Source organism: Vibrio splendidus, from assembly GCF_001557875.1.
Lineage (GTDB): Bacteria > Pseudomonadota > Gammaproteobacteria > Enterobacterales > Vibrionaceae > Vibrio > Vibrio splendidus_F.
Genome location: NZ_LNRF01000001.1, coordinates 378,927 through 392,705 on the forward strand (window position 1 = coordinate 378,927; position 13,779 = coordinate 392,705).

General features: G+C 45.7%; 9 protein-coding genes. 4 read left to right on the forward strand and 5 right to left on the reverse strand.

Annotated features, from left to right (window positions below; translation table 11 throughout):
• Positions 1 to 22: 22 nt before the first annotated feature.
• Positions 23 to 2,086 carry an ATP-binding protein gene (locus ATB74_RS01680; RefSeq protein ID WP_061016120.1) on the reverse strand — a complete coding sequence of 688 codons (2,064 nt, stop codon included), beginning with the start codon at positions 2,084 to 2,086 and terminating at the stop codon, positions 23 to 25.
• A gap of 229 nt (positions 2,087 to 2,315) precedes the next feature.
• On the opposite strand from ATB74_RS01680, the gene ATB74_RS01685 reads away from it, so the two are divergent.
• The 4 genes from ATB74_RS01685 (at position 2,316) to lhgO (ending at position 8,540) form a co-directional block, all read left to right on the forward strand.
• Entirely contained in the window at positions 2,316 to 3,653 is a 1,338-nt protein-coding gene (locus ATB74_RS01685; RefSeq protein ID WP_060980774.1) for a sigma-54-dependent transcriptional regulator, read from the forward strand.
• 323 nt (positions 3,654 to 3,976) lie between these two features.
• Positions 3,977 to 4,990, forward strand: coding sequence for a TAXI family TRAP transporter solute-binding subunit (locus tag ATB74_RS01690; protein WP_060980773.1), 1,014 nt, complete (start codon positions 3,977 to 3,979; stop codon positions 4,988 to 4,990).
• Positions 4,991 to 5,118: 128 nt separating this feature from the next.
• Positions 5,119 to 7,296, forward strand: coding sequence for a TRAP transporter permease (locus tag ATB74_RS01695; protein WP_060980772.1), 2,178 nt, complete (start codon positions 5,119 to 5,121; stop codon positions 7,294 to 7,296).
• A 26-nt stretch (positions 7,297 to 7,322) separates the two neighbouring features.
• On the forward strand, positions 7,323 to 8,540 hold the full coding sequence (lhgO, locus tag ATB74_RS01700; protein WP_061016122.1) for an L-2-hydroxyglutarate oxidase: 1,218 nt from the start codon (positions 7,323 to 7,325) through the stop codon (positions 8,538 to 8,540).
• 85 nt (positions 8,541 to 8,625) lie between these two features.
• Here the strand turns inward: lhgO and ATB74_RS01705 are convergent, their stop codons facing one another.
• From ATB74_RS01705 to ATB74_RS01720, 4 genes are all read right to left on the reverse strand, one after another.
• A complete protein-coding gene (locus ATB74_RS01705; RefSeq protein ID WP_060980770.1) occupies positions 8,626 to 9,399 on the reverse strand; it encodes an ADP-ribosyltransferase in 774 nt (257 codons plus the stop codon).
• Positions 9,400 to 9,414: 15 nt separating this feature from the next.
• The gene (locus ATB74_RS01710; RefSeq protein ID WP_060980769.1) at positions 9,415 to 10,164 is read right to left on the reverse strand and encodes an ADP-ribosyltransferase; all 750 of its coding nucleotides are present in this window, start codon (positions 10,162 to 10,164) and stop codon (positions 9,415 to 9,417) included.
• A 12-nt stretch (positions 10,165 to 10,176) separates the two neighbouring features.
• On the reverse strand, positions 10,177 to 12,804 hold the full coding sequence (locus tag ATB74_RS01715) for a hypothetical protein (protein WP_061017695.1): 2,628 nt from the start codon (positions 12,802 to 12,804) through the stop codon (positions 10,177 to 10,179).
• A 199-nt stretch (positions 12,805 to 13,003) separates the two neighbouring features.
• Positions 13,004 to 13,375: a methyl-accepting chemotaxis protein gene (locus tag ATB74_RS01720; protein ID WP_081090045.1), complete on the reverse strand. Its 372-nt coding sequence runs from the start codon at positions 13,373 to 13,375 to the stop codon at positions 13,004 to 13,006.
• Positions 13,376 to 13,779: the final 404 nt, after the last annotated feature.

Here is a 13,779-nt window from a genome sequence, read left to right on the forward strand (position 1 = left end):
TATCTAAGTTTTATGTGAGTGATTACTCACTATCGACATTTTTCAGTGTTAACGTAAATGTCATACCTTGGTCTGAATTGTTCTTTGCTATTAAGGTGCCTTGCATATCACGCACGTTGTTTGCTGTGATGGCTAATCCTAGCCCCAAGCCTTCGCCCATTTTTTTGTTGGTGTGGAAGGGTTCGAAAATGGTTTCTAGTTGGTCTTCGGATACGCCACAACCGTTATCTTGAACCTTGATGATCACACGCTCTTGTTCGGTATGAGCGCTGATAACAATGGTCGCTGGTTTCTGGTTTTGCGTAGCATCGATAGCATTTCTTAAGAGGTTACCAAGTACCTGCCTCAGTCGTGCTTCCTCTCCCATCACCATCGAAATATTAGAGGCGACACGTACGCGTATATCGACGTTGTCTAACTCTGCTTGGTGAATACGCAGGGTCTCTTGAAGCGCTTCTGTCAGTGAAATCGGGTAGGGGCTTTCCAAGCGTTTAAAGGCGAACGATTTCAATTGACTGGTCATGTTGGCCATTCGGTCGATGAGGCTCATCACGAGATCCATGTTGGCCTTCAGCATCTTAGTTTCACCTCTCTCCATCAGTAACTGATTACTTGAAAGCAGAGTTTTTAGACCGGTAAGCGGTTGATTAAGCTCATGAGTGATCGCACTCGACATCCGCCCTAATGCGGCAAGTTTGCTTGATTCAACCAACTCTTGTTGTGCATCTTTGAGGTCTTGTGTTCGCTCTTCGACCCGCAGTTGAAGTGTTTTATTGGCTTCCTGAACCGCGATCTCCGCTTTCTTACGTTTACTGATATCAATCACGGTACACAGGTAATAAGTTGTGGTGTGCCAAGGAAAAGCACTAATAGAGAACAATACCGGGAAGTAGCTGTCATCACTGCGTCTTGCCATGGTTTCGACGCTGGTTATCTCGGCTAACTCTTGGTGCTGTTCTAAGTTCTTGAGCAACTGCAAGGTGGTTGAGTTCGGGTTGCCCGCCTCAAATAACTGCCATACCTTGATATTGTTGATCATTGAATTGGATAGGGAAAAGTAGTTTTTCGCCATTAGATTGATGTCGTGGATATGACCGTGTTTGTCAATCAGCACTAATCCAACATGTGTCTTATTGATCATCCCAGACAGTCGCTTCTCTGACTCTTCGATGAGCTTTTGGATTCGCAGGTTGCTGAGCTTTTTCTGGCGTCTTTGGTAAAGAATAACCAATAGCAACAGAATGAAAAGACAGCCAACCGCAACGCTCCAGCTGATCCAGTTAGTGGTTTGATTAAGGCTAGTTAATGGGGTGAGGTAGGTTAAACGCCAATTGAGGTCGTCTAACTTGATTGACTGAATCAGGTAATCCTTACCTTGCAGTCGCCAAACACGAATATGGGTTTGGTCGTACAACTCGCGTTTTGTGGCTGTCGGTTGGGAATTGAAGGTGTCATTGAACCAATCGGCACTCAGCTTGTTGTCGCTGGAGAGGAAGAACTGATCTCTAGGGTTCTGGAACAGTATCGCTTCACCATCGGCGAACCATTGATCGGTCAGTAACGACAAGTCGATTTGTACCGCCACAATTCCCACTACATCGGATGCTCGATAAACGGGTGCGGCAATGAAGTAATCGGGCGTCACACCTTTGTTTTTTGTTACCACTGAAATCGCACCACCTTGATGGTGGATCTTAGAAACAATCGTGCTGGCGTTCTTATTGCTCAGTTTGCTTCTTTCGACACTCGATACCAACAAACCACCTTCGCCAGAAAGCAGATACCAGCCCTTGGTATTGGCGGATTTATCCAATTGAATCAGTTGTTTCTTGATACGTTTTTCAAGGCGGTCTTCACCATCGATAAAACGAACCGTGGTTTCATCGTTGGTTACCAGGTAGGGCAGATAATAGAAACGTTTAAGGGTTCGCCTCGCTTCGGCAATGTAACCAAGGAAGCGTTGTTCGGCGTAGCGTTGGGCTTGCTCGAGTTTCCACTGGCTGATGCCATTCTTGGTGGTGACCTGCACCAATCCAATCAATAAACAGGCACATAGGAATAACCAATATCGATTGTTGTTAACCATTCTTGATTAAATCCTTTTTAAATTAGTGATTTACCTATCTAGATTAATGAGATACGAAGCTTCACTGTTTTATTGCTTGGAAGGTGGAGTGTGGGACAAATCGAAGCTAGCAAACATTATTAAACTGTTAAAGGAGTGTTATTCAAAGTGGGAGCTAGCTCCTTTTCGTCTGCGCCTTTTTTACATACCGTGGGCGACATTATCCAGATGTAAGCGACGGAACCAAACTATGCAGCGTATTGCTTTAATTGAAGATGACGCGATTGTGCGTCAGGCAACCAGCCAATGGTTACAGTTGGCGGGGTTTGATGTCACCGCATTTGAAGTGGGGCAAGATGCGTTAGATGCTGTCGAGTTGGGTGATTTTCAGACCATCATCACCGATGTTCGCTTACCTGATATTGATGGTGTTGAACTGCTAGGGCGCTTTAAAAGCCTTGTGCCAGATGTGCCTGTTATCTTGATCACTGGCCATGGCGATGTCGATATGGCGGTAAAGGCGTTACAACAGGGCGCGTATGATTTTATTGAAAAGCCATTCGATCCAGAGCGTTTGTCTCAAACGGTATCTGAAGCCGTCGAAAAGCATCAAAGTGTTCAAGACAGAATCAGCCGCCAAAGCTATCTAGATAATTTGAAAGGCATTGAACAGGTGCTGATCGGTCGCAGTAAAGTGATGTGCGAATTGCGCGAACAAATACAAAAAGTCGCTTCCATTGACACTAATGTGATTATTTATGGGGAAACGGGCTGTGGTAAAGAGTTGGTTGCTTCTTGTCTGCATGAGTTTAGTCAGCGTAAACCTCATCCTTTTGTACCGCTTAATTGTGGCGCGATTCCAGAAAACCTGTTTGAAAGTGAGTTGTTTGGACACGAAGCTGGAGCGTTTACTGGCGCGGCCAAACGACGCATTGGTAAGCTTGAATTTGCCGATAAAGGCACGGTGTTTCTTGATGAAATAGAAAGTATGCCGCTGTCGATGCAGGTCAAAGTGCTGCGTACTCTTCAAGATAATGTCGTGGAACGTGTCGGTGGTAATCAGCAACAAAATGTCGACCTGCGAGTGGTGTCTGCCTCGAAAAGCGATCTACTCAATCACCCCGATTTTCGCCAAGATCTTTTCTATCGTCTCAACGTTGCTCAATTGCATTTACCTCCGCTAAGTGAGCGAGAAGAAGATGCCTTGCTTTTGTTTGAACACTTTACCCAAGAAGCTAACCCTGAAACACGAGTGGCCAGTGAGGCTGATCGCTATGCACTGCTCTCGTACGCATGGCCGGGCAATGTGCGTGAGTTACGTAATGTGGCTATTCGTTTTGCATTAGATGAAAGCCTGACCGTTGGGGATATTTTGGCGTGTCGACCTAACTCAGTAACAGAAACAACTACGGCGGGTATCCCGTTGGCGGTTCAGGTACAGAGCTTTGAAAGGAAGGTGATTCATGATGCTTTGGTTCGCTATCAGGGGCGTATTAATGATGTGATGCAAGATTTGGATTTACCCCGTCGAACACTAAACCAAAAAATGGTGCGTTATGCGTTGAACCGAAGTGATTATGTTGATTAAGCAGTGATGAAGAGATGAGAGGTGCAGCCTGAATCAATGAGCAAAAAATAGCTCACCTCATATTTGTCACTTTATAAATATTGATCACATAAATACGACGCAGTGTGACTTAGCTATCTTTAAATAGATGTTAAAGCTTGCTTTGGATAAGCAAAAAACAGCTCATCCAATAGCAACTAAATAAGCAATAAATGGCTCATATAAAGTAGCCTTTAAAATAAAACACAATTAAAACAAGTGGTTAAAAATTGGCATTGCGCTTGCTATCTAGTAATTGTTGTTAACAAAAATATAACGTGAATAACTCTACATGGAGAGTAACAATGAAATACAACAAGCTAGTTAAAACTTTGGCAATCGCAATGGCATCTATTGGCCTCATCAGTAATGCCTCAGCTCAAGAAGATCGCAGCTACATTTTAGCGACGGCTTCAACAGGCGGCACTTACTACCCTGTAGGCGTAGCGTTGGCGACATTGAGTAAAGTTAAGCTTGCGCCCAAGCAGCACTTTTCTTTGGCTGCGATCAGTTCGGCAGGATCTGGCGAGAACGTAAAACTTCTGAATGAGAACGAAGCACAGTTTGCCATCTTACAAGGCCTGTATGGCGCATGGGCGTGGCAAGGGCTAGGTCCATATGAGAAGTCCGGTAGTCAAAAGCAGTTACGTTCAGTGTCTATGCTTTGGCAGAACGTGGAGCACTTTATCGTGCGCTCTGATCTGACAGAAACGGGCACCATGAGTGACCTTGATAACTTGAACGGTAAGAAGTTTTCTATCGGTAAGAAGAACTCAGGTACCGAGAATTCAGGCCGTCAAATCATGCGAGGCCTGTCCGTAGACCCAGAACAATTTAAACTTGCCTTTATGGGTTACGGCGGCAGTGCGAGTGCACTACAGAATGGCACTATTGATGGCATGAACACACCCGCTGGCGTGCCTGTTGGTGCGGTAACTCAAGCGTTTGCAGCCTTGGGTGAAGACATTCAAATCCTGTCGTTTACTGATGCACAGATCAAACAAGCGAACGGTGATTACAATATCTGGACCAAATATGAGATCCCAGCAAATACTTACCCAGGTGTTGATAAGCCGATCACGACTATCGCACAACCTAACTTCCTAGCGGTTCGTGAAGACATCTCTGAAGAAGATGTGTACGAGCTCACCAAAGCAATTTATGAAAACCTACCTTTCCTACAAGGTATCCACAAAGCGACCAAAGCAATGGCACTAGAGAAAGGAATTGCAGGCCTACCTGTGCCACTTCACCCAGGCGCAGCACGTTACTACCAAGAAGTGGGTATCGAGATCCCTTCTGAGTTGATCGTCAACTAGCTGTTTGCCATCAACTAACCACTTCGTGACTTAATTGCTTGGTGCACGTTCGCTCAACAATGTGTTCGTGCACCTCCTTACTTTATGGATTTTCTCTGCGCGTTTGCTGTGGAGAGCAGGAGTTTTCTATGAGCGATTCGCTGCAGCAGGAACTGAAAAAATTTGAACTGCCGACCCGAACGGATTTTCCGTGGGTGGGTAAAGCGATAACAACCATGGGAGTGATCCTCTCCCTATTACACATTTGGTTTAACACCTTATCTACTTTGCCAGAGCTTTGGATTTCAGCGACCCACTTCGCCGGTTTTGCGGTCATTTGCGCGCTTTGGTATCCCGCCCACATCTCATTGAAAAGAAGCAAAATTGCTTTGGCTGTGGACATCGGGATCGCCTTGGCGGCTCTAGCTTGTCTTATCTACATTCCCTTTGCAGAAGATGCCCTTTATGAGCGAGGCGTGAAGTTTGTCGCCAGTGACTGGTTCTTCTCTATCTTGGCGATCGCTATCGTAATCGAGCTTATCCGACGCACCATGGGTTGGTTTATTCCGGTGCTTATCTTGGTGTGTTTGAGCTATGTGGTGCTGTGGGGGCAATGGACCAGCGGCATCTTCCATTTTCCGGGTTTGAGCCTTGAAACACTGCTTTATCGAAGCTTTTACTCATCAGAAGGGATGTTTGGTTCTATCTCAAGAATCAGCTGGACCTTCGTGTTCATGTTTATCCTATTTGGCGCATTCTTAGTGCGATCTGGCGTTGGTGATTACATTATCGATGTGTCTCGTGCGGCAGCAGGCAAAGTGATTGGTGGCCCCGGCTTCATTGCGGTGATTGGTTCTGGTTTGATGGGATCAGTGTCTGGTTCGAGCGTAGCAAATACGGTTTCGACAGGTGTCATCAGTATTCCTCTGATGCAAAAAGCCGGTTTCCCTTCGCGTTTTGCTGCTGGTGTGGAAGCGGCTGCATCGACGGGCGGACAGTTGATGCCACCTGTGATGGGCGCAGGTGCGTTTATCATGGCGTCTTACACGCAGATCCCTTATGTCGATATCATTGCGGTTTCCTTCTTACCTGCGCTTATCTACTTTTTGTCTGTGGCCTTTTTTGTGCGTATTGAAGCAAAACGAAGTGGCGTGCAAAAAGTCACTTCTGGTTGTGAACCTCTATTGAAGGTATTGCTGTCGGGTTGGCACAACCTGATCCCGCTAGCGGTATTGGTGACTTTGTTAGTTAAAGGCTTTACGCCAACGTACGCTGCAGGTATTTCAATTCTGTCTGTTGTGGTGGCTTCATGGTTCTCTAAAAATCACAAAATGGGTCCAAAGGCGATCATCGAAGCGCTTTCTCAAGGTGCGAAAAACATGGCGACCACCGCTGTGCTGTTGGTGGGTATTGGTCTTGTGATTAACGTTATCAGCACCACCGGAATTGGTAACACCTTCTCGTTGATGATCAACAGTTGGGCGAATGGAGACTTGCTAGTCATGATTGCCTTGATCGCACTAGCGTCTTTGATTCTAGGTATGGGCTTGCCAGTAACCGCGGCCTATATCGTGTTGGGTACTTTGTCGGCTCCAGCTTTGTATAAATTGATTGCTGAGAGTCAGTTGCTTGATCTGTTGGTTTCGGGTCAGCTACCAGAGCAGGCGAAAGCCATCTTCATGTTAGCGGCACCAGACAAGTTAGATTTACTGAATGCGCCAATGGCTCTCGAAACAGCCAAAGAGATGATCGCGTTAGTCCCTGCTGACTTTGTCGAAACGCTACTTGAGCAAAGCTTAGGCTTGGAAGCGATCAGCCTTGCGCTGCTTTCTGCACACTTGATCATCTTCTGGTTATCACAAGACAGCAACGTAACTCCGCCAGTTTGTTTAACCGCATTTGCAGCCGCGACCATTGCTAAAACCCCACCAATGAGAACGGGCTTAATGGCATGGAAGATCGCCAAAGGCCTGTACTTGGTGCCACTGCTTATCGCTTACACCAACTTAGTAAGTTGGGATGTGACCTCGGTTTTGGTCACTGGTGGCTTTGCTATCATTGGTACTTACGCGTTTGTTGCCGCGATTGAGGGGTACTTAGAGAGTGAAATTAATCTTGTGCTGCGCGCGGTATTGATTGCTTTGGGTGTGGCTTTGGTTTGGCCTGATGTGTCAATCGTGATTCGCTTGGTGTGTGTAGCGCTGTTTGTGGGCATCTTCATCTACAGCGGTCGTAAATACGACATCAATCAAGTGAAAAAGGAATCGGACGGTGAGCAAGAGTCTTTACCTCAAACCGAGGCTGACACTGTCGTGTCTCCCCTATAATTAAAAGGATTGAATGTAGGAATATTATGAACTCAATATACGACTATATTATCGTTGGTGGCGGCATTGTTGGTGTATCAACGGCATGGCAATTACAGCAAGCTCACCCTGATAAAAGTATCCTTTTAGTCGAAAAGGAGCGTGGCTTTGCGCAGCATCAAACTGGCCATAATAGCGGGGTGATTCATGCTGGAGTTTACTACGCTCCAGGCAGTTTAAAGGCGGATTTTTGTAAGCGTGGCGTAGAGCGCACCATCGCCTTTTGCAGCCAACACGATATCCCCGTCGAAAACTGCGGTAAGTTGTTGGTCGCGACCAATGAGCAGGAAGTGGAGCGCATGAACGCGCTTTATCAACGTTGTCATGATAACGATATTGATGTCGATTTGTTGGATCAAGCGCAACTCAAACTTGCCGAGCCAAACATCACGGGATTGGGGGCGATTTATGTCAAAACCACCAGTATCGTCGATTACAAAAAAGTCACCGAAGTAATGGCTCAGCAGTTTGTTGAGGCTGGCGGGGAATTGAGCTTAGGGACTGAAGTGATTTTAGTCGATGAGCAAGACGATGAGGTTCAATTGACCTGCAAAGTGGATGGGCAGACCTTGCAGCTGAACAGTCGATTCTTGATCACTTGCTCGGGCTTGATGGCGGATAGAATGACCAAGATGCTTGGTATTGAAACCGACTTCCAAATCGTGCCTTATCGCGGTGAATATTATCAGTTGGACGCTAAGCACAACCAAGTGGTGAATCATCTTATCTATCCGATCCCTGACCCTGAGCTACCGTTCTTGGGCGTGCATTTAACACGCATGATTGATGGCTCCGTAACAGTAGGGCCAAATGCGGTTCAAGGCTGGAAGCGAGAAGGGTATGGCAAGCTGAACTTTAGTTTCAAGGACACGATGCAGATGCTCAGTTTTGCGGGTTTTTGGAAGGTCACTGCAAATCACCTGAAAACGGGATTGGTCGAGTTTAAGAACTCATGGTGGAAACCGGGTTACCTAAAATTAGTTAATAAGTACTGCCCGAGCATTACTGTGTCAGATTTCAAACCTTACCCAGCAGGCATTCGTGCTCAAGCGGTACTCAAGGATGGCACCTTGGTTCATGACTTCCTGTTTGCGGAAAGCCCAAGAAGCCTGCACGTGTGTAATGCTCCATCGCCTGCGGCGACTTCAGCGATGCCTATTGGCGAATACATTTGTGGCGAGATAATGCGTAAAACAGCCAGTTAAATAGCCCTAGCCCCAGTAATAAAAAAGACCATCTTGATGATGGTCTTTTTTTATCAGCCGCTTACAAAATCGTAGGCACGCTACACTACAGGCAATAGAGTGAGCTACGACTTCGAAGGGAGACTTCTTCACCGCTGTAACTGTCATAGATGTGGATATCAGGCTCCGCTTTTAGGTATCGAGCAGGGTTCTTTACTTCTCGCATCTTGATGTAGTTTTTGTTTGGTGAGACTCGCTCAATCGCTTCTACTCGAAAGTAGGTGTTTGGCTTCGCGAGTATTTCTGCTTCATCCGGTTTGAACGTATACGCGTTAATGGCGCGACCTGCTGACTTGAGTTCAATTTTGAATTGAGCTGCAGAGGCGCCTTCGTAAACACCAGCTGACGAAAAGTTCTTGGCAACACTAGGCAGTGTCGATGTCGATAAAAAGGCTTTCTCGTGCAGAATATCACCAACATTTAGCTTATCCAGTAGCGTATTTTTTATCGATGAGCCACGGTAGACTGTGCCCTTGTAGTTAGGAAGTTTATTCATGACATTTCGCATATGAAAGACTCGCGACTTTAATGTGCGACCAAACATTTCAGACAAATATCCTTCTGGTTCTCCCGCCCGCATGTATTCATTGACCACGTCGTGATCCACTCGGCCATAGTTTTTGATTGCGGAATATTCTTCAGGCACCATCTTTTTTTCAGCTTTTACATGGTGCGTCGTTGCCCAGTCCATCAAGTCATCCGCAATTTGTTGTTGCGCCTGATAGGAGAGTGAACGCCCTTTAAACTCAGGAAACTCCTCACTTTGTGCCGAAAAACTTGTCATTAAAGAGAGACAAAGCACTCCAATAAATTTTTTCATTGTTTGATCCTTAGCTTATGTGCAAACGAGAGAGTGCCAAAATGATGCTTCTACTTCTTCGCCTGAATAGAGATTATATTTCTGAGTATTTTTGACGGCAGACGCCTTCACCGTCTCAACGCCGATGTAGGTATGGTTAGAAGTTCGCTCTATCTGGGTGATTCGAAAGTGTGCATTTGGTGCAAATAGAACCTCTGCTTCTTTGCTGTACTCCGAAAGCCCTGCAATGGTGTGACCCCCTTGATTGACCTTTACCTCAAAGACTATTCGCTTGAGTCTTTGCGGTGAGTTGGGATGCACTACCGAAAAGCGCTTAGCGACTTCTGGGAGAGTAGAGGTTGAAGTAAATGCTGGCTCGACCAACACGTCCCCCTCTTCGAGCTTGTTAAGCAGAGATAGTTTTACCCAAGCCCCTCGATAGGCGGTCCCTTTGTATTTCGGCAGCTTGTTGAGGGCCGATTTAACCGTGCGAATGTAATACCTCGCATCTGCTCCAGCGACACCCCATGTTGAGGTGTCAGTCGCCCTTAGGTAGTCATTAGCGGTCTGATAGCCGGAAATTGAAAAGTCTTCCACCGCTTCCTTTTCATTGGCAGTTATGAAGGAGTAGCGCCAACCATTGGAAGCCTTTGACCAGTCTTTGAAGTCTTCTGCTAGCTGGGTGACCTCTTCCTCTGAACGGTTTGGCTGTTTGATCGCATCAAACGGTTGAGAGAAGGCAGCAAAACTCAAACAACAGAGAAGTAATAAAAAACGAGTATTCATAGTGTCCGCCCTTTATTGGTATTGGTAGCTGTTAGGGCTTAAATCACATGGAATGCCGAAATTGTTCTGATTGATGACGGCAAACTTCAACGCCCCAAACATATTGAGCTGTTGGCGAGTGACGGCGTCGTACCATTCTGAGATAGGAGAAATCCAATACAGGTCATCATCAGCCGCAACATCAAGCAGTGCGCTCTTAAGGTATGGGTAGTAAATCATGCAGCTATGACCCGGTTTATCGGTAAAGTTTTCGTTTGTATTGCTTAACTTATCGAGCTTTTGATTGAGTTCAGACGTTAGGTTAAAGATGGCATCGATAGAGCGCTCAATGCGCGCATCGTAGCTATCAGGGATGATGTCTGAAATCAGGTAGCGCATAAGGTGAGCAGGCAGCATCTCTGAAAACAGAGCGGTGACTTCACCTTCCCCAGAGGCGTGGTGCCCTGTAGAGATATGCTGAGAATGTATGATCGATGTATAGCGCTGGAATTGGCCCACTTGTGAATGTAGCCACTTAACACCGTTGCTGTCGGAGACACTGATCGCTTCAGCAAGACGAGTTTTTACGATCCCTTTCGCGAGTTGCAGCGTGTTGCCTTCCAGATGAGCAAGATCCAGTGAGGATGATTTCAGTGCGGAATAAATTAGTGGTGCATTTTTTTGAAGATCAATGCTACCTGGGTAAGTGAAGCTATGAAATTCGACAGCTTTCTTAGCTTGCCACTCGCTTTCTAGCGCAGCGGCAATCAAGCCACCAAGCTTTTGATAGCGCTTCGAGTGCACATAGGCGCTTTTGCCTGAGTAGTTTGCGTGCCAATTGTTGATGTAATGCAGCGACGCTTGTCGTGAAAGGTTCTCTTTTTGAAGGTAAGACAAGCTCCACCCAGCACATGCGCTACCGCCACCACATTCACCTTCAAGCATTGCGCTTGAGTCCAGTAACCAGTGATAAACCTGTTGTTTGTCGAATTCGGCTTGCTGTTTTAGGCGTTGCTGCGCAGAAAAGTCCAGCAACTGTTGTTCCAACCAACGCTCCTCAGCTTCGGCATTCCAACCATGATCAATTAGGTTACTAAGTGAATCGAAAAGCACGCGCTTTACAGCTTCTTTGCTTGGCGGCGAGATCTGAGCAATAACGGTATCTTCAGATGGAATAAATGGGCGAGTTTCTGCTGGCACCCAAGCGTACTCAACGCAACCTCTAAAGTTTGGGTCGCCTCCTAGAATGCCAATACGAACGCATTTTTCGTAACCACTTTGAAGAACGATCTCTTTGTTGCGTATTTCTTGTGTTGTTGCTGGGCGCCCTAGAATGCTGCGTGTCATCTCGTCAATGGCGCTGCGCTCAGCTTGCGCCTTGAAGAAGTTATGCATGGTCTCTACAGAGCCTGAACGGAATAGTCGTTCAACGGCGATTTCACCTTGTGTGAACATATCTCTTTGCAGCTTACTCTTGAGCAAATTGACATGGTTGTCCGCGGTTTCAATGATCTGGGTTTTGGCTGCAAGTGTGCGTGCATAAAGCTGTTGAACTGCAGCTTGGTCAAGCCCTTCAATTTGACCTGCTCGTAACTCATTCAGTTTGGTAATTGCTTGATCTAGCAGATTCTGCTGACAATGCTGAAGTTTAGCCAGTGCGCGGTTCGCTTGGCGTTTTGAAGGTAATGCTGGTGGTAGGGAATTACTCTCTTCAATATCAATATCAATATCAATATCAATATCAATATCATGATCAGGATAAAGGTCTGCGAGCACTTTAGTTTCCTCGTTACAGCTAGAGGCAATGTCCGATGCAAACAGTCGAGAGTCTTTATGGTCGAGAGCCAGTTGGCTAAAGATGGCTTTGCGTAGCTCGTGGTCGACCGCGGTGATCAGCTCTTCCGCCATAATGGTCTGAGCCTTTACCACTTCTTGATAATTCTGCTCGTATTTGAGGGCAAGATCGGTGGCAAAGCCGCGTGCTACGGCGTTCCACATCGCTTGCTGGTCTGAGGCGAGTTCGGCCCAATAAATTTTGTCTCTTAAATCTTGCTGGGTGACGAGATCCTCATGAACGTGATAACTGTAATGGTTACCTGCTGCAATTCTATCCCAGCGACTACTCAAAATTTGGCGGTCGATCTCCCTCGCGGGAAGTTTTAAAACGCCAAACCAATCGACGAGTCCCATTACTGTGGCAAATCGATCGTAAGAGGTACGTGATTCATCTTGGAAGCTAGTTGCGACCTCATTTGCCCAAAGTCCAACGGCAACTGCGTCGCCAATCGGTCCCAGAGCTTCTAGTGCACCTTGCGCTAGCCCTGTCGTTGAACGGCCCAAAGTGTCCATCAGCCTTGCTGCTTCCTCAGGTGCTAGCGTAACAGCTGAGGCGGGTCCTGTTTCTAGTAAGGTGGCAGTTTCTGGGAAAACATCACTGGCTTCAGAGAGAGAAGGTTTTAAGTCGACAATGTGCTCTGGCGATGATGGAAATAGGTTTTCAGGGGTAATGCCATCACTAAATGCGTCGTAGTTTTTTTGACGGACTTGGTGGAAGCTTTCGCTATCTAAGACGTTATATTCGTCCCCAATCTTACAGATTTCAAAAGCGCCGGCGCTAGATGAAATCATGGCTGAAATGAGCGCTAATCTATTTAATTTCATAGAGTTATCCTTGTTTTTGCGAAGTTGTTTGCTTGTTTTAGAAAGCAAAAAGCCTCTCCTTGCCAATATGGTAAAGAGAACGCTAGGGATTTAGTTTGTTGGTTGATGCGATAAATCGTTGAATCAAGCCTCCTTAGAGGTGGCTTGATTGTTTAACTTCGATGTTGTCAGTAGGGGGAACTGCTTCTCCTACTTAGCGTTAAATGAACACAGGTTTTAACCGTTTATCTTGAACGTGCTTACGGCTTACGGGAGCCTTCATATCTTCAATTGTGGTGATTGAGTTGCTAGCCTCGTGTTGAAGTGAGGTGATAACTTCTTTAACTTTGGTGGTACTTTGTTGAGTACGGTTAGCGAGGTGGCGAACCTCATCGGCTAAGATGGCAAAGCCAAATCCTTGAACACCAGCGAGTGCAGCTTCGGTGGGGGCATTAAATTTGTATCCCAACGGTTTTCTGTTACTTACGGTTGACGATTTTTTGAAATTATTCCAATTCAATAAGCTCGTCGTCATGGTTAAAATGACAATTAATTCCGTAAAATAAATATTGTTTTTTAGTTTATTACTCATAACTAATCCCAATATAAGTCGTGTTTGATTTTTATAATTCAGGATTGTCCCTGTTGAATTGAAAACAAAACTTACAAAATGCACATATAGGCTAAAATAATTTATAGATAATATATATCCGTTTGATATATGCAATATTTATTATATGTGTTTGTTGTCTGTTTTTATGATTATGTGGAGTGCTGGATTTAATTGAACCAGTTCTTCCTTATGCCGATGAACTGGTCTTACTTGTTGTTTTTGTTGACCATATCTTTGTTGTCGCTTACTCCTTTTTTAGTATTTATCCTCTTTTATTATATGGGTATGATGTTGAGCTTCGTTAAATAAGTAATTAAATGAGCGTTTGTGGAATTATATTTAAATTGGCGTTTGGATTTGGGTGCTAGGTATTTGCTTAACGG